Annotated in this window: 18 protein-coding genes; 8 read left to right on the forward strand and 10 right to left on the reverse strand. The window is 54.5% G+C overall.

Annotated features, from left to right (window positions below; all coding sequences use genetic code 11):
* Window positions 1-164: 164 nt before the first annotated feature.
* From ytfQ to PYL13_RS20950, 8 genes are all read right to left on the reverse strand, one after another.
* Window positions 165-1,166: a galactofuranose ABC transporter, galactofuranose-binding protein YtfQ gene (gene ytfQ, locus PYL13_RS20915; protein WP_275642196.1), complete on the reverse strand. Its 1,002-nt coding sequence runs from the start codon at window positions 1,164-1,166 to the stop codon at window positions 165-167.
* 252 nt (window positions 1,167-1,418) lie between these two features.
* Window positions 1,419-2,543: a glycoside hydrolase family 88/105 protein gene (locus PYL13_RS20920; protein ID WP_275642197.1), complete on the reverse strand. Its 1,125-nt coding sequence runs from the start codon at window positions 2,541-2,543 to the stop codon at window positions 1,419-1,421.
* The gene (pglA, locus tag PYL13_RS20925; protein WP_275642198.1) at window positions 2,540-4,051 is read right to left on the reverse strand and encodes a polygalacturonase PglA; all 1,512 of its coding nucleotides are present in this window, start codon (window positions 4,049-4,051) and stop codon (window positions 2,540-2,542) included. The genes PYL13_RS20920 and pglA overlap by 4 nt, the downstream gene beginning before the upstream one ends.
* A gap of 61 nt (window positions 4,052-4,112) precedes the next feature.
* A complete protein-coding gene (locus tag PYL13_RS20930) occupies window positions 4,113-5,384 on the reverse strand; it encodes an ABC transporter substrate-binding protein (RefSeq protein ID WP_275642199.1) in 1,272 nt (423 codons plus the stop codon).
* 41 nt (window positions 5,385-5,425) lie between these two features.
* Window positions 5,426-6,535: an ABC transporter ATP-binding protein gene (locus PYL13_RS20935; protein ID WP_192489120.1), complete on the reverse strand. Its 1,110-nt coding sequence runs from the start codon at window positions 6,533-6,535 to the stop codon at window positions 5,426-5,428.
* Window positions 6,536-6,539: 4 nt separating this feature from the next.
* Complete coding sequence (locus PYL13_RS20940; protein WP_192489121.1) at window positions 6,540-7,445, reverse strand: carbohydrate ABC transporter permease; 906 nt, start codon at window positions 7,443-7,445, stop codon at window positions 6,540-6,542.
* Between the two features lie 2 nt (window positions 7,446-7,447).
* Complete coding sequence (locus tag PYL13_RS20945) at window positions 7,448-8,332, reverse strand: carbohydrate ABC transporter permease (protein WP_192489122.1); 885 nt, start codon at window positions 8,330-8,332, stop codon at window positions 7,448-7,450.
* Window positions 8,329-8,700 carry a family 4 glycosyl hydrolase gene (locus tag PYL13_RS20950; protein ID WP_275642200.1) on the reverse strand — a complete coding sequence of 124 codons (372 nt, stop codon included), beginning with the start codon at window positions 8,698-8,700 and terminating at the stop codon, window positions 8,329-8,331. The genes PYL13_RS20945 and PYL13_RS20950 overlap by 4 nt, the downstream gene beginning before the upstream one ends.
* A gap of 165 nt (window positions 8,701-8,865) precedes the next feature.
* On the opposite strand from PYL13_RS20950, the gene PYL13_RS20955 reads away from it, so the two are divergent.
* From PYL13_RS20955 to kduD, 4 genes are all read left to right on the forward strand, one after another.
* On the forward strand, window positions 8,866-9,828 hold the full coding sequence (locus PYL13_RS20955) for a helix-turn-helix domain-containing protein (RefSeq protein ID WP_275642201.1): 963 nt from the start codon (window positions 8,866-8,868) through the stop codon (window positions 9,826-9,828).
* A 148-nt stretch (window positions 9,829-9,976) separates the two neighbouring features.
* Window positions 9,977-10,648 carry a GntR family transcriptional regulator gene (locus PYL13_RS20960; RefSeq protein ID WP_275642202.1) on the forward strand — a complete coding sequence of 224 codons (672 nt, stop codon included), beginning with the start codon at window positions 9,977-9,979 and terminating at the stop codon, window positions 10,646-10,648.
* 21 nt (window positions 10,649-10,669) lie between these two features.
* A complete protein-coding gene (kduI, locus tag PYL13_RS20965) occupies window positions 10,670-11,518 on the forward strand; it encodes a 5-dehydro-4-deoxy-D-glucuronate isomerase (protein ID WP_275642203.1) in 849 nt (282 codons plus the stop codon).
* Between the two features lie 10 nt (window positions 11,519-11,528).
* Window positions 11,529-12,284, forward strand: coding sequence for a 2-dehydro-3-deoxy-D-gluconate 5-dehydrogenase KduD (kduD, locus tag PYL13_RS20970; RefSeq protein WP_275642204.1), 756 nt, complete (start codon window positions 11,529-11,531; stop codon window positions 12,282-12,284).
* A 187-nt stretch (window positions 12,285-12,471) separates the two neighbouring features.
* Here kduD and PYL13_RS20975 read toward each other — a convergent pair whose 3' ends face one another.
* Window positions 12,472-13,194 carry a response regulator transcription factor gene (locus PYL13_RS20975; RefSeq protein WP_192489128.1) on the reverse strand — a complete coding sequence of 241 codons (723 nt, stop codon included), beginning with the start codon at window positions 13,192-13,194 and terminating at the stop codon, window positions 12,472-12,474.
* Complete coding sequence (locus PYL13_RS20980) at window positions 13,195-14,433, reverse strand: sensor histidine kinase (protein ID WP_275642205.1); 1,239 nt, start codon at window positions 14,431-14,433, stop codon at window positions 13,195-13,197.
* A 298-nt stretch (window positions 14,434-14,731) separates the two neighbouring features.
* Here PYL13_RS20980 and PYL13_RS20985 point away from each other — a divergent pair, with 298 nt between their 5' ends.
* The 4 genes from PYL13_RS20985 to PYL13_RS21000 all read left to right on the forward strand — a co-directional run bounded on the left by PYL13_RS20985 (window position 14,732) and on the right by PYL13_RS21000 (window position 19,171).
* Window positions 14,732-15,742, forward strand: coding sequence for an ABC transporter substrate-binding protein (locus PYL13_RS20985; RefSeq protein WP_275642206.1), 1,011 nt, complete (start codon window positions 14,732-14,734; stop codon window positions 15,740-15,742).
* 83 nt (window positions 15,743-15,825) lie between these two features.
* Window positions 15,826-17,286, forward strand: a complete 1,461-nt coding sequence (locus PYL13_RS20990; protein WP_275642207.1) for an ATP-binding cassette domain-containing protein — start codon at window positions 15,826-15,828, stop codon at window positions 17,284-17,286.
* The gene (locus PYL13_RS20995; protein ID WP_259147069.1) at window positions 17,286-18,227 is read left to right on the forward strand and encodes an ABC transporter permease; all 942 of its coding nucleotides are present in this window, start codon (window positions 17,286-17,288) and stop codon (window positions 18,225-18,227) included. Before PYL13_RS20990 ends, PYL13_RS20995 begins: the two co-directional genes overlap by 1 nt.
* On the forward strand, window positions 18,224-19,171 hold the full coding sequence (locus PYL13_RS21000; protein ID WP_275642208.1) for an ABC transporter permease: 948 nt from the start codon (window positions 18,224-18,226) through the stop codon (window positions 19,169-19,171). Before PYL13_RS20995 ends, PYL13_RS21000 begins: the two co-directional genes overlap by 4 nt.
* Window positions 19,172-19,182: the final 11 nt, after the last annotated feature.

The following is a 19,182-nucleotide window of genomic DNA, read 5'->3' on the forward strand; positions in this document are numbered from 1 at the left end:
GGCACGCACAAACGGCGCGGCATTGTCCTCGCACTGTAGGGAAGACGCGGTGAGCTGCCCCCACCGCATCTCTCTCGATTGCAGGTAGGGCACTCCCGCTCAAAACCGCATCACGGGAATGCCCTATCTTTTGTCTTGTTGTTTCGACGGGAAGTTCCTGCGACTTAGTAGCCGAGGCCCTTCTTCGCTTCGTAGACCTTCATCGGATCATCAGCAGCGGTGTACAATTTGGATTCCGTCTGGATCCACTTTGCAGGCTCTTTCTTGTCCTTCAGATACGCATCCAGCGCATCAAAGGCAGGGCCAGCCATGTCAGGCGTCAACTCGACTGTCGCGTTGGCCTCACCATCAGCCATTGCCTTGAAGATATCCGGCACGGCATCGATCGATACGACCTTGATGTCCGTACCAGGCTTGAGGCCAGCTTCCTTGATTGCCTGGATGGCACCGACAGCCATGTCATCATTGTGCGCATAAACGGCACAGATGTCCTTGCCGCCGCCTTCAGCCTTGATGAAGCTTTCCATGACTTCCTTACCCTTGGTACGGGTAAAGTCACCTGTCTGCGAACGCACGATCTTTATGTTTGCCTGCGAAGCAATGGCTTCTTCAAAGCCTTTCTTACGGTTGATGGCAGGGGACGAACCGGTTGTGCCCTGAAGCTCCACCACCTTGCAGTCCTTGGAGCCAACATCCTTGACCAGCCATTCACCGGCGACCTTGCCTTCATGAACCTGATCCGAGGTGACGGCAGTCAGATAAAGGTCATCCGGAGCTTCGATCTGACGGTCAAGAAGGATTACCGGAATCTTTTCTTCCTTGGCTTCCTTCAAAACAGCATCCCAGCCAGTTGCAACAACCGGCGCAATAAGGATGGCATCAACGCCCTGCGCGATAAAGCCACGCACGGCCTTGATCTGGTTTTCCTGCTTTTGCTGGGCATCAGCGAACTTCAGTGTGATGCCACGCTTCTCCGCTTGCTGCTTGGTGACGGTAGTTTCAGCAGCACGCCAACCGGATTCAGATCCGATCTGCGAGAAGCCAACTGTAAGCGATTGAGCCGAAACGCCTGATGCAAGGCACACGGAAAAAGCGACAGTAAATGCCGCGAGTGCTTTTCTCACCTTAAATCCTCCCAGAGATGATAGTAGCAATGACACAACCATATGAGCATATAGTATTACTCTTGGGAAGAAGTTTTTATGTGCCTCCAAACAATTCCTGCGACAATTCAAAAAAATGCAAAACAAAACAACATAAAAACAGATATTTAGTATGACTTTTGCAACAAAAACCTTCAACGACAACAGCACGAAAACCTACGCGGTCACGAATTAAAAGTATGATAAATAGGCAAAAAAACGCCGGTTCTTCACCGGCGTTTTGTATAGATTGCTATTGTGTGACGAACAGTAGGGTTAGCTGGCTATACGTGCTGTCTGTTCCGAGACACCAACCATTGCAAGCAAACGCTCCGCATGTGCCATCATTAGCGGAGCAACACCCTTGATATCGTCATCCCTCAGGGTTTCAGAAACATAGTAGGCAGGCGTCCCGTCACGGTAGTTGCCTTCGAAACCACCAAGACCCGCCACACAACATATATCCTGAAGAACAATACGCCCGCTGGCATTTGGCTTCAGGGCATTCTCTTCCAGACTTGTGAGTGCCTTTATCCCAACCGTCGCGTCACCATTCTTGACGCCCAGGCGTGCCGCCTTGATGAAGGCATAGGCGAACATTGCCGTTGCGGAACTCTCGGCATAATTGCCGTCAAGTTGCGGTTGATCGATAACCTGCAGCCAACGACCATCGGCTGTCCGCAATGCCTCAAGCCGCACCAAAAGGCTTGCAAACCACTGAGACAAGGCATCGCGCTTTTCACTGGGCGGCGCAACCTCGATCGTGTCGGCAAGCGCCATACAGAGCCAGCCAATCGACCGCGCCCAATGGGCCGGCGAAAGTCCGGTCTGCGGGTTTGCCCATGCTTGCAGACGTTCCTCATCATAGCCGTGACGGAAAAGACCACTCGGCGCATCGAAGGTCAATTCGAGCGCTGTCAACATTTCATCCAGCGCCTCATCCACCAAGGCATTGTCACCTATAAGCGCGGCATATTCGACCTTGAAGGGCAGGGCCATATAAAGGCCGTCCAACCAGATCTGATGCGGATAACGCAGCTTGTGCCAATGCGGACCCGCCGATGTGCGCGGATGACTTTGCAACTGGCGAAGCAGGTGGTCCAGCGCCTTACGGTAGCGGGGCTGTGGATCTGCCATGTAGAGTGTAATCAGTGCCCGGCCGGGCAGAATGTGATCGATATTATATTCGGGAATGGAATAACCACGCAGTTCTCCATTGTCGCTGATCTGACCATCGACAAGACGTTTCATATGGCTGAACCATTGCCGGTTTCCGCTTGCCCCAAAAAGGGCGATCAGCCCGCGATAGAGGCAACCATCCTCGTAGCACCAGCTTCCGCCTTTGTAATAGCTGTAGTCACTGGCATAGGCGTTGAAATATTCATCAAGATTGAGGGTCATACGGCACTACTCTGGCTGATAGTCGACAAGACGATGCCTTCCTTTTTTAGGAATGCAGCGTTTTCACTGATGATGCCCGCGTGGCGGACAGGCTCCATATGGCAAGCCATGTCGGGGGCATCGGCGACCGCGTGAGGGTCAAATGTCACGCGATAATTTTCGATAGTGATTTTTTCAACCGGCGCTTCCGGCAGGCCGTAGAATGCAGCGGCGGCAATCGCAACACGATCGGCCACGACGTTGCGCACGGTAACTCCCGAAACACGCGGGGTCGCATCATTGATCGGCAAAGCCTCTCGGCTCTGTACGTAATCCGATCGTCCATCCTCATCACAGAAATAAAATGCATTGATGACCAGCGGCGCCTGAACACCGCGCATGGCACAGTCCTCAACGCTGATATTCTCAACAAGGCCGCCACGCCCGCGGCGCGTCTTGATGCGCAGACCGCGGTCAGTATCGACCATCTCACAGCGCCGAACCTGAACGTTGCGGACCGTACCGCTCATTTCGCTGCCAATGACGACACCGCCGTGCCCACGTTCCATGAGGCAATTCTCAATGCGGATATCCTCGCACGGCTGGTCCAGCCCACCTTTTGGGTCACGTTTGCCAGCCTTGATTGCGATGCAATCATCTCCAACCGAGAAACGAATACCTTGCAGCAAAACATTGGTGCAGCATTCCGGGTTAAGACCATCTGTATTGGGTGAGTTGGGATCATTCTCTATCGTCAGCCCGATGGCTCTGACATCGCGGCTCAACACCGGATGAACCGTCCATGCAGGGGAATTGCGCACCACGATGCCCGAAATCGTTACGCCGCGGCTGCCGGAGACAAAAATCGTGCGTGGACGGCGTGCGCCATCACGTGTTTCCTTGGGCCATGTCCACCAGTCGCCACGATCTCCGCCGCCATCGATTACGCCGGCACCGGTGATTGTCAGGTCTTCACAGTCGATTGCCGTAACAAGGCTTGCGTAACAGGCTTCAGAAACACCTTCCCATGTGCCAAGCACACGTCCATCATCATGTCTTGGTGGCAGGATTGGATAGGCCGCGCGATCCGAGAGGCCAGTGAGTACGGCACCATCCTCGACCAAAAACGTCATACGACTTTTCAGGAACAATGGTCCGCTTTGCCATTCGCCAGCTGGAATTCGTAAAGTACCATAATCCGGCAGAGCATCGATTGCTGCCTGAATGGCTGCTGTATTGTCGGGCGATTGGGGTGAGGCGCCGAATTTGGAGATATCGATCACACGGCTTTCCGCAGCCGTGTCAAAGGTGATTTTCTCTCCGCCCATCTCCAGCCAGTATGTCGATTTCGGCTCAAGATCGCACAGAGTGAATACAACGGTATTGCTTTCCCCTTTGGCGAGCGGTTGACCATCACCACCCAGCAAAGACCAGACCACCGGTTGGGTCAGGGCATGCAGATACTGGCCAGCACCAAAGGCGAAACTGGCGGTGCGTGCCGTTGCGGTTAACAGATCTATGCGCGCCATGCTGTTTAAATTCCTTTTCATTCAATGCGGTGGGCTATCTCAGCCCACCGCAATTTCTGCATTAGATGCCGCCAAGGGCGTCATCGACGCTTGCAATAATTTCTGCCGCCGTGTCTTCCGCAGACTGCTGGCCATAGGCGAAGGCTTCGAGGTTGGTATCGAAGGCATCCGTGACGCGCGGATGTTCATTGAGAGGTGAAACGCTCGGACCTTCCGATTCCATTACGATCTTGTAGGCATCGGCCTGCACGGGTTTGATCTTGCCCGCATCGGTCAGCGTCTTGATTGCAACTTTGCTGGAAGGAATGCCGCGTGTCGCACCAAGAATGGTGACAGCTTCAGGATCGTTGAGAAGGCAATTGATGATCTCCGCAGCGGCCTTTGGTTCCTTGCTGTTCTTGGAAATGGCGAGCAGCATGGACGGCTTACGGTAGATACCCTCGGTCTTGCCGCCCTCTGAGGTCAGCGACTTGGTTGGGACCAGTTCCTGACCCGCTTCAAGCGGACCGGCAATTTTTCCGTAGGTGCTGTCCCACTGGTAGGAACTGGCATAACGACCATTTGCCCATTTCGGGTTTTCAAACAGCGGTCGGTTACCCCCAGCCGATGAACTCTTCCAGGATTCGATAACACCCTTGTCGACCATGGACTGGTAGAAGTTCAGCGCTTCGGTCAGTTCTTCAGGCGACCATGCGACCTTGTTGGTTTCAGGGTCGATGAAGCTCTTGCCAGTCATTTGCGTTGCGCGCAGGATAACGACGATACGTGCATTCAGACCGTTCCCTTCAGAAGGAGCAGCCTCAAACGGATAATAGTCCGCTCCCAGCTTTTCTTTAAGAACAGGAGCGGATGCGAACAGCTCATCCCAGGTGGTCGGCAGGGCAACACCAGCTTTTTCATAGGTAGTCTTATTGAACATGAAGATACGGGCAGTCGTTGAGACCGGCACGCCGTTGAGCTTGCCCTTGACGGCGCCGCTTTCCAGATCGGCATCTGTCCACTGGCTGAGGTCGATTACATCCTTGTACTGGTTGAGGTCAGCAAAACCTTCACCGCCCTTGGAGAAAATCGGCAACCATGGCCAGTTGATCTGCATGATGTCAGCTTCGGTGCGTCCAGCTAGCTGAGTTGCAATCTTTTCCTGGTGCCCGCCCCAACCGGTAAACTCTGGCGAAATCGTGTGACCGAACTTCGCGCCGCAAACCTTCAGCGCTTCCTGCGTCGCAAGATGGCGGTCATCACTGCCCCACCACGACATGCGCAGATTGGCAGCAGTGGCGCTACTCAGGCTCGTGGCAGCAAACAGCACCGCTGTAATAAGTACTCTTTTCATAATAACTCCTCCCAAGGAATGACTGTTGAATGATGGATGGGTCAGTCCAGACTAATGTTGTCACCGGACTGGCGGTTGAAAATGTGGGCCGATGCAGCATCGGCGCTCAGCCAAACCTGATCATCGCGAAGGCTTTTGCGGTCATAGGCATGCGACGGAACAACCGCGATCAGACGATTTTTACCGGCCTGCACATGCAAATAGACTTCATGACCCATGAATTCGACATGGCTGATCTTGCCGGACAACGCGTTGGCGGTATCTGGTGCAGCAAGGCTGAAATGCTGCGGACGTATGCCCAGAATGATGTCCTTTGGCGCATTTGCTGCCAGGCGATCCATCAACTGCGGACCAAGTTGCAGTTTTTGACCGGCAATATTGATCGACCTATCACTATCAAGCGTCGCATCGATCAGGTTCATCTCCGGGCTACCGATGAAACCTGCCACGAATGAGTTGGCCGGTTTGTTGTACAGCGTCACCGGATCAGCCACCTGCATGATGTGGCCTTCCTTCATGACGCAGATCCGGTCACCCATCGTCATGGCTTCGGTCTGATCATGGGTCACGTAAACAACGGTTGCCTGCTGCCCCTCAGCCTTCAGACGCTTGTGCAGATCGGTAATACGAACCCGCATCGAGGCACGCAGCTTCGCGTCCAGATTGGACAAAGGCTCATCGAACAGGAAGACCTGCGGTTTTTTGATCAATGCGCGGCCCACCGCCACGCGCTGCGCCTGACCGCCGGAAAGCTGTTTGGGCAGGCGATCCAGCAAAGCTTCGATTTCCAGCGTTTTGGAAACATCCTGCGTTGCGTCTTCGATTTCGTCCTTCGGGCGACGCTTCAAACGCATACTGAACGACAGGTTCTTGCGCACCTTCATATGCGGATAAAGCGCGTAGTTCTGAAACACCATCGAAATGCCACGCTCGCCCGGTGGCTTGTCGTTGACAAGTTCACCACCGATCCGAATTTCCCCGCCGGTAATGCGTTCCAGACCGGCAATCATCCGTAAGGTCGTCGACTTGGCACAGCCGGAAGGTCCCACCAGCACCATAAATTCACCGTCCTCGATGTCGAGGTTGATGCCATGCACGGCGCGGAAAGAAGCGTAGTCTTTTTCGAGATTTCTGAGTTGAAGACGAGCCATTTTGTTATCCTTTGATGCCGCCAGCAGAGATGCCGTCGATGAAGTATTTCTGCGCGACGAAGAACACGACGAGTGCAGGGGTGATGGCCAGGACCGACATGGCCAAAATACGGTTCCAGTCAAATGCCTCTGTCGTATCGATCGACAGTTTGAGGGCTAGCGAGACGGGGTATTTCTCGACCGACGACAGATAGATGAGCGGACCGAGGAAGTCGTTCATTGTCCACATGAACTGGAACAGGCACACCGATATCAAGGCCGGCATCAGCAGCGGCACGACGATGAACAGCAATGTCTGCATGGTGGACGCACCGTCCACACGGGCAGCTTCTTCCATGTCGCGCGGGATGGCGCGCAGGAATTGCACCAGCATGAACACAAAGAATGCGTCGCCAGCAAAAGCGGATGGCACCCAAAGCGGCAGGTAAGTGTCGAGCCAGCCGAGATCACGAAACAGCAGGTACTGCGGAATGCGCGTGACGACATTCGGCAGAAGCAGTGTCGCAATCAGCGTTGCGAAGAGGATTTTCTTGAACGGAAAATCAAACCGCGCAAAGCCGTAAGCCACTGCCGTGCAGGAGATCGCTGTACCAATCATCTTTGGCAATACGATCCACAGCGTATTCAGGAAGAACGTGCCAAATGTGTACGGCGTCGATGTCTTCCAGCCATTGATATAGCCGTCAAGCGTTGGGTTTTCTGGCCAAAAGCCTGGATTATTGAAAATCTCGGCATTGGTCTTGAAGGATGCACCAACCAGCCAGATCAGCGGGTAAAGCATCAGCAAACCAACCCCTCCCAACATGGCATAACGAAGGACTGCACCGATGCGCTGGCGACGGACTTCCTTGTCGCGAATGCGCTCTGCTTCCGTGACACCCTGAATATTTGAAACAGTCTGATCGACCATAATCAGCTCCTCTTGTCGCCGGCGTAGTAGACCCAGTGGCGCGAGGACCAGAAGGCAACAACCGTAAGAACCATGATGATGACGAACAGCACCCATGCGATTGCCGAGGCATACCCCATATCGAACCGCTTGAAGGCCTCGTCATAGATGTACAGCGGCAGAAGATAAGTCGACTTCAACGGGCCGCCCTGCGTGATGATGTAGGGGCCGTTAAACTCCTGGAATGCCTGAACCATCTGCATGATTAGATTGAAGAAAATTACTGGCGTGATCAGCGGAAGGGTAATGTGGACAAAGGTTTTCCACTTGCCAGCACCATCAATCGATGCTGCCTCGTAGAGCGAGTTATCAACGCTCTGCAGGGCCGCAAGGAAGATCACCATGGCTGAACCAAACTGCCAAATGCGCAGCATGGTGATGGTGAACAACGCATTTGTGGGGTCACCAAACCAATTGATCGGCTCCATGCCAAATACCGCAAGGCCCATATTGACCAGACCGGTATCGGCAAAGATGTAGCGCCACAGAACTGCGATAGCGATGGAGCCGCCGAGGATCGACGGCACATAATAGGCCGTGCGGAAGAAATTGATGAACTTCAGCTTGTAGTTCAGGATCACCGCAATGAAGAGCGCAAAAGCCAGCTTCAGCGGCACCGTCGTGAACACATAAATGAGTGTCACCCATAGCGACTTGCGGAACGTACGGTCACTGGTGAACAGCTTGATGTAATTGGCAAGTCCGGTGAACGTGGGCGAGTCCAGCAGGTTGTAGTTCGTAAAGCTCAAATAGAGCGATGCAACGAAGGGCAGGGTCGTGAAGACCAGCAACCCGATGATGTAGGGCGTCAGATAGAACAGCCCGAGAAAACGGTTGTCTCCACTCATGCAGCAACTCCGGAGGTCAGTTCTTCCGGCAGGTAGTGACGTGTAGCGGCCACCCTTTCCCGGAACATTGTCGTGGTCTTGTCTGGCCCTATAGGCTGGACAAGCGGATGGGAAAGAGCATCTGCCGCACGAATGTCCTCGGCACGCTCTGCGTGATATACGACCTTCTCGCCGTCCGACGCCGCAGAATATCGCGTGCCGATTGCCGCGTTTCGCTCAGCTGCCGCATGATCGATGTCACAGAGTTTGATTGTTGCCGGGATAGTACCGTCATGGGCGAGGTCGCCCATCAGTTTCGTCGCCCAGTTGAGAGATCCGCCGCCTACATGGACGATACGGACAGGGTTTGTATATTCCGAATTGTGCATCCTCACTTCGATGGCTGAACAAGGAGAATCACCCCATACAGGGTAATTTCCCAGAACAGCCTCGCTCCTCCCATTGAAAAGGCCGTCAATCTGGTCAATCTGACACTTGCCGGGTAATATCAGCCGATGTTTTGTGAAAAAGAATAGATTCTTCGGGACAAAAAGATGGACAAAAGCGAACAAGGTATTCTCGGCAGCATTCCTGTTCAGGCGCTCAGCCTTTCCCTGACGCGCTCCGCCATCAAGATGGAGCACTCATCAAGCTGGCGGATCGATAAAACCAATAGTGTTCATGACCTTGTCATCTGCCTGACCGGTCGTGCGGAGTATGAAATCGAGGGCGAAAGAGTGGTGATGGAGCCCGGCTGCGCCATGCTGATTGAGGCCAATACCCGTTTCGTCGGTCAAGCTTTGTCGCGGGAGTTATACACCGGCGTCGCGCAACATTTCACGCTGGATGTGTTTGGCCGCATCGATATGATTTCACAGATGGAAAAGCGCCGCTGGGTGATGATGCCACGCTGGCACATGCTGGAACCGCTGGTACGGCACTTTCGCGAAACCGTGCCCCTGTCATCGACCACACTTGTTCAGCATCACCAATTCATGGTTTTTCTGATCGACTTTCTCGAAACAGCATTTATCGGTTGGCGACAGCAGAAACAGGCTCCCGTCGACAATCCGGATGCATTGTCACTGGCGATCATGGTGGCTGCCAGCCAGATCGCCGCTGAGCCACTCGACGATGAGATCGTGGAAAAATCGCTGACAGCAACGCCATACAATCCCGACTATTTCCGTCGAATGTTCAGGAAACAAGTAGGGCTAACGCCGGCAAAATATCAGGAATTCAAGCGCATGGAACGCGCCATGGGGCTTCTGGCAGGTGGCAGTTCGGTCAAAAAAACCGCTGAATTGGTTGGCTATAGCGACAGCTATTATTTCTCACGCATGTTCCGGCAATATATCGGTGTCAGTCCAGCCGGCTACAAAGCCGCAGAACGGCGCAACAGGGACGGACAGTTCCCGCGCGGCGAAGAAGATGGGCAAGTCAATTACCCCAAAATAAACAGAACACAGCCATCGCTGCAGGATTTGCAAATGGCTGACAAACTTAGTCACGACTGAAATCCCCAAGCAAAAGTTGCCCTAGGCATGGCTCGCACGCCGAAAGCAGCGGACTGTGCGAAATGCAGTTAAGCGCAGTTGCATGGTATTGTCGTTCATTGTATGGAAGTGTCGTCAATTATTGATGACCTCATCGAAGGCGAGCGCCATGAGCGGAAAAACAGCGTCAGAAAGCATGGCCCACAAGGTGGAGCGGCAATTGCGTGGCGATATTCTTTCGCTTGCCCTGCCGCCGGGCTCCCGTATTTCGGAACAGGAAATCGGCGAGCGGTACGGCTCCTCACGCCAACCGGGGCGCGAAGCGCTGATTGCACTTACCAAAAGCCGCTTGGTCGAGGTTTTGCCGCAGCGTGGCGCTGTTATCGCGAAAATCTCGGTCGCCAAGCTGATGCAAGCCGCCTTCATTCGCGAAACGATCGAGAAAGCCGTCGCAAAGACCGCCAGCCGTACCTTTCACTTCCATGCTCGTTCACGAATGGAAGACTGTCTGCGGGAGCAGGAAAGGGCGGCCGAGATTGGCGACCATGTCGAATTTCGACGATACGACGATCTGTTTCACAAAATTCTAGCCGAGGGAGCTGGTATTCCAATGGCCTGGCCGGTTGTCGAGGATTTGAAGGCGCATATCGACCGGGCCTGCAGCCTGTCGATCCACGATGCGTCCTCCTTCACGCGGCTCATCGGCGAACATCGCGCCATTCTCACCGCAATTGATGCGCGAGACGAAGAGGCTGCAGAAAAAGCGATGACAGCCCACCTTTCCGAACTGCTTCGTGACCTGCCAAGGCTGGAAGCAAAACATCCTGATCTTTTTGAGTAAACCAAGGGAGGTTTAAAACCCATGACAACGAAAATCGAAACACTCCACGCCGTTCACTACACCCAGTCGGAACGCATGACGAGCGGCGAACTACGCGAAAACTTCCTGATGGAAAGCCTGTTTGTCGCCGGTGAAGTCAATGCCGTCTACACCCATTACGACCGCCTTCTGTTGGCAGGTATCATTCCGCTTGCCTCCTCCTTGAGCTTTGGCGAAGAGATTGCCAAGACAGTCGGCACCTCGTTCCTGCTCGAACGCCGTGAGCTTGGCCTCATCAACATCGGTGGCGCAGGCCGCGTGATTGCCGACGGAAAGACCTATGAGATCGGTTTCCAGGATGCACTTTATCTGGGCATGGGCACCAAGGAAATCAGCTTCGAAAGCGTTGACGAAGCAGCACCCGCAAAGTTCTACATCAACAGTGCACCAGCCCATGCAACGTATCCATCGCGGACCGTCAGCGTAACGGAAGCCATCGAGAACAATCTCGGCGATAGCGCGACATCCAATAAGCGCAAACTTTACCAGTACTTGCACCCGGATGTCCTCCCAACCTGCCAATTGCTGATGGGTCTGACACGTCTTGAAGGTGGTAGCGTCTGGAACACTATGCCAGCCCACCTGCACGACCGCCGCATGGAAGCCTATCTCTATTTCGAAATTCCAAAAGAATCGTTTGTTGTACATCTGATGGGGCGCCCACAGGCGACCAACCACCTGATCGTTCGCAGCGAACAGGCTGTGGTTTCTCCTTCCTGGTCCATCCATTGTGGCGCAGGCACCGGCTCTTACGCCTTCATCTGGAGCATGGCTGGCGATAATCAGTCCTTCAAGGACATGGACTTCGTGCCCATGGGCGACCTGAAGTAAGGAGCGTCGAATGACCCTTTTTGATTTCACTGGAAAGCGTGCGCTTGTGACGGGCGCACGCAAGGGATTGGGCCAGGGCTTGGCTCTTGCCCTGGCTTCAGCTGGCGCTGACATCATTGCGCTTGGCTCACAGGAAATGCCGGAAACCCGTGAAAAGGTTGAGGCACTCGGACGCAAGTTTGAGGAGGTCGTTTACGACCTCACCAACCCCTCGGGACTGGCGGATGTGGTCACGTCTCTCACCACGGGCGGACGCAACATCGACATTCTGGTCAACAATGCCGGCCAGATCCGCCGCGCCGACTTTACGGAGTTTTCCGAACAGGATTGGGATGATGTGATGAACATCAACCTCAAAAGCATCTTCATGCTCTCGCAGGCTGTCGTACGCCATATGACGGATCAGAAAATAGCTGGCCGTATCGTCAATATTGCTTCGCTGCTGTCGTTTCAGGGCGGCATTCGTGTGGCATCCTATACCGCAAGCAAACATGCGGTCGCTGGCCTTACACGTCTGATGGCCAACGAGCTGGCTGTTAAAGGCATCACCGTCAACGCCATTGCACCGGGTTATATGGAAACGGACAACACTGAAGCACTGCGTAACGACCCTGACAGAAACCGCAGCATCATGGAGCGTATTCCGGCTGGACGCTGGGGCACTCCTTCTGATCTCGATACTGCACTTTTGTTTTTTGCAGCACCAGCAAGCAGCTACGTCACGGGCCAGATCCTCGCCGTCGATGGCGGCTGGATGGCACGTTAAGTTGTAAAAAGTACTTTCAATCGCCAAGATTGAATGTATGTATGTACGGAATTCCTGCCACTTAAGGGGGGCGGGAAGGTGATGAGGGGCATATCCAGCCATGTTGGGCAATATGGCTGGAGTTGGAGTGGGGGCTTTATGCCCCTCATCATCATGATTTCACAGAAGATCACGGCTCTTTACGCCGTCAATGGTGGCTGACCCATTCCGCCAGATCTTTTTCGGCTTTTTCAAGCGCGTTATAGTTCAACAACTTGCGCAGGATTGCGATCGTCACAGCGCGAGTGCGGAGATTATAGCGACCATCCGGCTCATCCTCACCGGTTGCTTGATAGACGTTCAACTTCTCATACAGCGCCTGAAGACGGTTCTGCACACTGCGCAGCGAGAGATTACGCCGCCGCGCTATCGTCTTGTCGGTCAGACCCAGCGCGATATCGATCAGTATTTCATATTCAGAATCACTGACGCCATTGACTTTGCCAAGGCTCTTTTCCTGCAGGCCACGCACCTCACGGTCGATGACACATTGTGCTTCGATGAAGATACCGCGCAATGCCAGCCGCAAACGTTCGTCAGATGCGGATTTGAGAACATATCCGTAAGCCGCACCTTCAGGAACGATACGGGACACGCCACGAACATAGGCCTCATCGGCATAGTTCGACCAGAACAGGATGCGTGTATCGGGGCGTTCCTTCCAGATGGTGCGGGCAGCCTCGATGCCATTGCGTTCATTCATCTGCAAATCCATGACAATATGGGCTGTGCGGTTTTCCCGCGCCAGTTTTTCGCCCACCTTACCGTTCTCCGCCTCCAGCACCCTTGCGCATTCCGGCAGGGCATTGCGCACGACTTCATTCAAGTAAGCACGGTGCAGAACATCATCTTCAACGATCAGCACGTCCATTTAACTCTCCTCCGCCGTTTTTCCCGCCAAACCGGGCTTTACGCTGACACCGACGCAAGTCCCCGGCCCATGACGATTTTTTCCAATCCCGAAACGGGCCGATATCAGCCTCGCTCGGGTTTTCATATTGCCAATGCCATGGCCAGTTGAGTTGCCGGATGCATCAAGACCGGCTCCGTCATCGTTTATCTCAACCGTCAGCCAGTCATCGCGACGGCGAAGCGTCACTAAAATACGATCTGGCTGCCCATGTCGTATGGCATTATTGATGGCTTCCTGCACGATCCGGAACAGCGAAGTAGCGACACCTTGCTCCAGTTCATCCACCATGCCCTTGCTGTCATCCACAATTTCCCAATGGATTGACGCACCGCTGTCGCGGACGGAGCGATCCAAATATGTTTCAATCGCCTGCACCATTCCAAAGAGTTGCAGGATCGAAGGTTTTGCCTCTTCGATGATCTGACGCAGATCATGCATGCAAAATTGCAAACTGCGCGCCAGTGGCTCCAGCATTTCACCGCTTACTTCAGGCAGATGGGTCATGCGCTCAACACGCCTAGTCAGCCGTGTCAAATCCGCCAGCGTCTGGTCATGCAGATCCATGCCGATACGCTGCCTTTCCGCTTCCAATGCCTGGGTGAGTTTCAAGGCGCCGGAGCGCAGTCCTTCCTCACGCGCAGTCGCTTCTGCCTCTTCAATGGCAGACCGTTTTGCCTGCTCGGCAGCGCGAATTGCAAAGAAATAGGGCGCCAACAGGTCTGCCACCGCACGTGCATTAAACACATCATCCATCGTGTAAGCGTCTGTCGTGTGAGACGAACAACTCAGCGCACCGATGATGTCGCCATGCACCTTCAAGGGAACATGCAAGCGGCTGTGCAATGACAGCGTAATGATCGGGCTGGAAAACGCTCCCTCGAAATGAAAGCGCGGATCAACGCAGGCATTGCCACTCAACAGAAACTCGACCTCGCCAGCCAGCAACGAACGGATCGGACTACCGGTCAACAGCGCAGGCGGATGTTTGCTCCAGTCGCTTTCCAGGCCGCTTTCATAGGCAATGTGATATTTGTCATCGACCAGCTTGATACAGACGTCGAGATGATCATGCGGAATGATATGGGATATTTCCGTCGCAACAGCCTGAATGATGGAGTTAAACTCCAACTGCCCCGCCAGCAAACGGGAAATACCGAGATAATGCTCGAATAACGAACTACGTAGGGAATTAAGCATTCTCGGCGCCCTCCCAAGCACCTGCGGCACAGTTTTCAACACATGCGAAGAACCATGCTTCTACCTGTCATTGTGCGCCTTGTAACGAGCCTCGTACTGCATTTTTGCGCACATTATGTGCGGGTTCCCGCAAATGGTTTGCCAAGATCAGCCTATACAACTGCGCCTTTGTTGGTCATGCTGGCGTTTACTGGGGGAGGAGCCTCAGGGCCATAAAAATCCGTTGAAAATCCGCGTCTTTTGCGGAGGGATCTCTATGCCCCGGTTATAGTTTTGTGAGCCATCAGGGAGGAAATCAATGGCTATCAAAAAAATGCTTATGGCTTCAGTCACGCTTGCATGCGCTGCCTTGCCGATGGTGGCACAGGCGGACACATCCGCAAAGAAAATCGCACTGTCCAACAACTACGCCGGCAACTCCTGGCGTCAGGCCATGTTGACCAGCTGGGACAAGATCACCAAAGAGGCTGTATCCAAGGGAACGGTTGCTGCTGCAGACGCTTTCACAACGGCTGAAAATCAGGCGACCGAACAGGCAGCGCAAATCCAGAACCTCATTCTTCAGGGTTATGACGCAATCGTCATCAACGCGGCTTCGCCAACTGCGCTCAACGGCGCCGTAAAAGAAGCCTGTGATGCCGGCATTACCGTCGTTTCCTTTGACGGTGTGGTGACGGAGCCTTGCGCATGGCGCATCGCCGTTGACTTCAAGTCGATGGGCGAAAGCCAGGTCGACTTCCTGGCAAAAAAGTACCCTAACGGCGGTAACCTGCTCGAAATTCGCGGCCTGGCCGGCGTATTCGTGGATGATGAAATCCACGCAGGTATCCAGGCCGGCATTGCCAAGCATCCAAACTTCAAAATTGCCAGTTCTGTAAACGGTGACTGGGCGCAGGACGTTGCACAGCGTGCCGTTGCCGGCATTCTGCCAAGCCTGCCGGAAATCACCGCTGTGGTGACACAGGGTGGTGATGGTTACGGTGCTGCACAGGCATTTGCAGCTGCAAAACGCCCAACCCCAACCATCGTCATGGGTAACCGTGAAGACGAGCTGGTGTGGTGGAAACAGCAGAAGGATGCCAGCGGTTATGAAACGATGTCAGTTTCGATCGCACCAGGCGTTTCAACACTTGCTTTCTGGGTTGCACAGCAAATCCTCGACGGCAAGGACGTGAAGAAGGATCTGGTTGTTCCTGTTCTGCGTATCGATCAGGCAAACCTTGAAGACGGTCTGGCAAAGACCGAAAAGGGCGGCGTTTCCAACATCGAATATTCGCAGGAAGACGCCCAGAAAGTTATCGCCCAATAACTTTTCCGATACCGCGATATCACCGCACGGCGCCGCTTTAGGGCGCCGTGTACCGCCTATCCCAATAAATCTGTGTCGTGCTGATGAACGAAATCCTGTCGAGAGAAGAGGTTGTCGCCGCACGTGGCGTCAAGGTGACCTTTGGTGCCGTAAAGGCACTGGATGGTGCCGACCTCATTATTCATTCTGGCGAATGTCTTGGTCTCGTCGGCCACAACGGTGCCGGCAAGTCCACCATCGTCAACGTCATCAACGGCAATCTCACGCCCCATGAAGGCACCTTGTCTTATCGTGGCGGCCAGGGAGAACACGGTATCGCCGTGGCACGCGCCAATGGCGTACGCTGTGTGTTTCAGGAATTGTCTCTTTGTCCCAATCTGACGATTGGCGAGAATGTCCGCATCATGCATGCTGATATGAAGGGCAGCAGATGGCGCGGTCGCGCGACCAGCCTCATTCAGCAGCAACTCGACGATATTTTCCCCGGCAGCGGCATTGACTGCACGGCAACCATTAGCGAACTTTCCATTGCCGAACGGCAGATGGTCGAAATCGCCATCAATTTCGCAGGTGTCGAAAACAAGCCAAGGCTAGTCATTCTCGATGAACCGACCTCGTCACTTGATGCCGGCCTTGCAGAACAGCTTATGGATTATGTCCGTCGTTTTGTGCGCTCCGGCGGCTCTGTTCTGCTGATCTCCCATATCCTTGGAGAAATCCTCTCAACCGCCACCCGCATCGTTGTGATGAAGGACGGCAAGGTGGTTGCAGACCGCCCCGCTTCGGAATTCAGCACCCGCAGCCTTGTCGAAACCATGGGCAGCGTGGTGAAGGAAAGCGGCTGGGAGCGATCGACAATTCAAAGAACCGGACAACCTGTTCTATCCATGCCTGCCCGCAAGGGCGAGGGCCATACGTTCAAAGCCTATAGAGGCGAAATCATTGGTCTCGCAGGATTGGGCGGCCACGGCCAGACCGAAGCACTGCTCGATCTTTATTTGTCGCGCAACAGCAACTGGTTTCCGACCAGACAGCAGGACATTGCCTTTGTTGCTGGCGATCGCAGCCTGAATGGCACGTTCCCGCTGTGGAGCATTCTGAAAAACCTTAGCATTGCATCGCTACGCGACCTCTCCAGTCTCAGTCTCGTCAACCACAAGCGTGAGGACGAACTTGGCGACAACTGGAAAAAGCGCATCGAAATTCGCACGCCCAACATGGGCAACAAGATCCTGTCGCTGTCCGGCGGCAACCAGCAAAAAGTGCTCTTTGCCCGCGCGTTAGCCACGACAGCCGAAACCGTTTTGATGGATGACCCGATGCGCGGTGTCGATATCGGCACCAAACAGGAAGTCTATGAAATCCTGCGCACCGAAGCGCGCCATGGCCGCACCTTCGTCTGGTACTCGACCGAGATGGACGAAATCCAGCTTTGTGATCGCGTCTACGTGTTCCGCGACGGCGTCATCCACGCGGAACTCGTCGGTGACGACATCACTGAACAGAACGTGCTTGCAGCGTCCTTTGCAGGGGAAGGCCACTGATGAAAATTTCTGCCAATACCATGCGACTTGTCATTCCGGCGGCATCCCTTGCCGTGCTGCTGGCCGCAGTCTTTTACATGCAGCCGCGGGCCATGAGCTACACAGGCCTGAACCTTCTTTTCAATCTGGCCGTTCCAATCATTCTGGCGACCATCGCCCAGATGCTGATCATGTCGGTCAATGACCTTGATTTGTCGATGGGCACATTTGTCAGCTTTTGCGCCTGCGTCACCGCGACCTTTTTGCAAACATCACCTGTGGTCGGCATTCTGATTTTCGCAGGCGCAATCGCGGTTTACGCGGCAATCGGCGCCATCATTCACATACGCTCGCTGCCATCCATCGTGGTGACACTCGGTATGAGTTTCGTCTGGGGTGGCCTTGCTGTTCTTATCCTTCCGTCTCCCGGCGGCACGGCACCGGGCTGGATCCGCTGGCTGATGACGTCAAAGCCACCGCTCATTCCAGTGGCGATCGTTGCCAGTATTCTGATCGCCATCATTGCCCATCTGATCGTCAGCCGATCGTCCTTCGGCGTGCTGATGCGCGGTGTGGGCGGCAATTTCCGCTCGGTGGAACGGGCAGGTTGGTCCGTGGTTGGTATTCGCGCTGCAACCTTCGCGCTTGCCGGTTTTTTCGCAGTGTTGGCCGGTATCGCACTTGTCGGTCTGACGACGTCGGCCGATGCCAATATCGCACTTCGTTATACGCTGTTGTCGATTGCCGGTGTAATCCTCGGAGGCGGTGAATTTGTGGGCGGCCGTGTGTCGCCGGTTGGTGCGGTTATTGGCGCGCTGACCCTGACACTTGCCGGCTCCTTCCTGTCCTTCATGCGCATTTCGCCGGACTGGCAGATCGGTGCACAGGGCGCCATCCTGATCGTTGTCCTGGCGCTGCGTATTCTGCTCAACCGGCTTGAAAAGCGGGAGAAAAATCAATGAGTGCTTTTCAAACCATCTCACGCAAACCCTGGATCTGGTCTTTTACGGCAACAATCGTGGTCTGGCTGGCAACGGTCATGTTCACTGGCGGTGCTAGTTCATTCGGCCTGTCGCACGCGGCTCTGACATTTGCTGCATTTTCGGTGATTGTCGGTATTGGCCAGATGTTTGTTATCACGCTCGGTCCCGGCAATATCGACCTCTGCGTGCCCGCGACTATGACACTGTCAGGCACGCTTGCCCTGAAATTCATGGATGTTTCCGACAGTCTGATCCTCCCAGGTCTGCTGATCGCCGTGCTGATCGGCATCGGCGTTGGCATTGGCAACTACCTGCTCATCAAGGCGCTGCGCATTCCGCCAATCATTGCGACACTGTCCATGAGCTTTATCGTGCAGTCGATTGCCATCTGGTCAAACCGGGGCCTTCGCATCAAGCCGCCGGAAAGCCTTGCCAGCTTTGCAACAGGAAGCACGCTTGCCATTCCGAATGTCGCGCTGGTTGCGCTTCTGCTCTCCGTCACTGCCTGGCTGTTGCTCGATCGCAGCTTCTATGGCCGCTGGATTTCTGCCATTGGTCAAAGCACCTTTGCAGCGCGCATGACCGGCATTCCCGTCGATGGCGCACGTTTTGTCACCTATGTGCTTTGCGCCGTTCTGGCCGCTGTCGCCGGTTACCTGCTTGCCAGCTTTTCCGGTGGCGCGGCCCTCAATATGGGCTCGGAATATCTGCTGATGTCGATTGCCGTCGTGGTGATTGGTGGCACTGCCGTGGCAGGTGGAGATTCCAACGTGCCGGGCATCTGGGGAGCGTCGCTGTTTATGTTCCTCGTGGTCTCGATGCTCAACACCTATGGTTTCGGGGCTGGCATACGCCTCATTCTGACAGGTCTCATCATCATCTCCGTCATCCTGCTGGCCGGCGGGCCCAAACCTAACCGCTGATCAGGCGACCC

It is taken from the genome of Agrobacterium sp. Azo12 (genome assembly GCF_029193765.2).
GTDB lineage: Bacteria > Pseudomonadota > Alphaproteobacteria > Rhizobiales > Rhizobiaceae > Agrobacterium.

Excerpts from the sequence above, each read along its gene's own strand:
- kduD (WP_275642204.1), top strand. The coding sequence starts at position 11,529 with ATGACCCTTTTTGATTTCACTGGAAAGCGTGCGCTTGTGACGGGCGCA.
- PYL13_RS20930 (WP_275642199.1), bottom strand. The coding sequence starts at position 5,384 with ATGAAAAGAGTACTTATTACAGCGGTGCTGTTTGCTGCCACGAGCCTG.
- PYL13_RS20990 (WP_275642207.1), top strand. The coding sequence starts at position 15,826 with ATGAACGAAATCCTGTCGAGAGAAGAGGTTGTCGCCGCACGTGGCGTC.
- PYL13_RS20960 (WP_275642202.1), top strand. The coding sequence starts at position 9,977 with ATGAGCGGAAAAACAGCGTCAGAAAGCATGGCCCACAAGGTGGAGCGG.
- PYL13_RS20985 (WP_275642206.1), top strand. The coding sequence starts at position 14,732 with ATGGCTATCAAAAAAATGCTTATGGCTTCAGTCACGCTTGCATGCGCT.
- pglA (WP_275642198.1), bottom strand. The coding sequence starts at position 4,051 with ATGGCGCGCATAGATCTGTTAACCGCAACGGCACGCACCGCCAGTTTC.
- PYL13_RS20945 (WP_192489122.1), bottom strand. The coding sequence starts at position 8,332 with ATGAGTGGAGACAACCGTTTTCTCGGGCTGTTCTATCTGACGCCCTAC.
- PYL13_RS20980 (WP_275642205.1), bottom strand. The coding sequence starts at position 14,433 with ATGCTTAATTCCCTACGTAGTTCGTTATTCGAGCATTATCTCGGTATT.
- kduI (WP_275642203.1), top strand. The coding sequence starts at position 10,670 with ATGACAACGAAAATCGAAACACTCCACGCCGTTCACTACACCCAGTCG.
- PYL13_RS20955 (WP_275642201.1), top strand. The coding sequence starts at position 8,866 with ATGGACAAAAGCGAACAAGGTATTCTCGGCAGCATTCCTGTTCAGGCG.
- PYL13_RS20940 (WP_192489121.1), bottom strand. The coding sequence starts at position 7,445 with ATGGTCGATCAGACTGTTTCAAATATTCAGGGTGTCACGGAAGCAGAG.
- PYL13_RS21000 (WP_275642208.1), top strand. The coding sequence starts at position 18,224 with ATGAGTGCTTTTCAAACCATCTCACGCAAACCCTGGATCTGGTCTTTT.
- PYL13_RS20935 (WP_192489120.1), bottom strand. The coding sequence starts at position 6,535 with ATGGCTCGTCTTCAACTCAGAAATCTCGAAAAAGACTACGCTTCTTTC.
- ytfQ (WP_275642196.1), bottom strand. The coding sequence starts at position 1,166 with ATGGTTGTGTCATTGCTACTATCATCTCTGGGAGGATTTAAGGTGAGA.
- PYL13_RS20975 (WP_192489128.1), bottom strand. The coding sequence starts at position 13,194 with ATGGACGTGCTGATCGTTGAAGATGATGTTCTGCACCGTGCTTACTTG.
- PYL13_RS20995 (WP_259147069.1), top strand. The coding sequence starts at position 17,286 with ATGAAAATTTCTGCCAATACCATGCGACTTGTCATTCCGGCGGCATCC.
- PYL13_RS20950 (WP_275642200.1), bottom strand. The coding sequence starts at position 8,700 with ATGCACAATTCGGAATATACAAACCCTGTCCGTATCGTCCATGTAGGC.
- PYL13_RS20920 (WP_275642197.1), bottom strand. The coding sequence starts at position 2,543 with ATGACCCTCAATCTTGATGAATATTTCAACGCCTATGCCAGTGACTAC.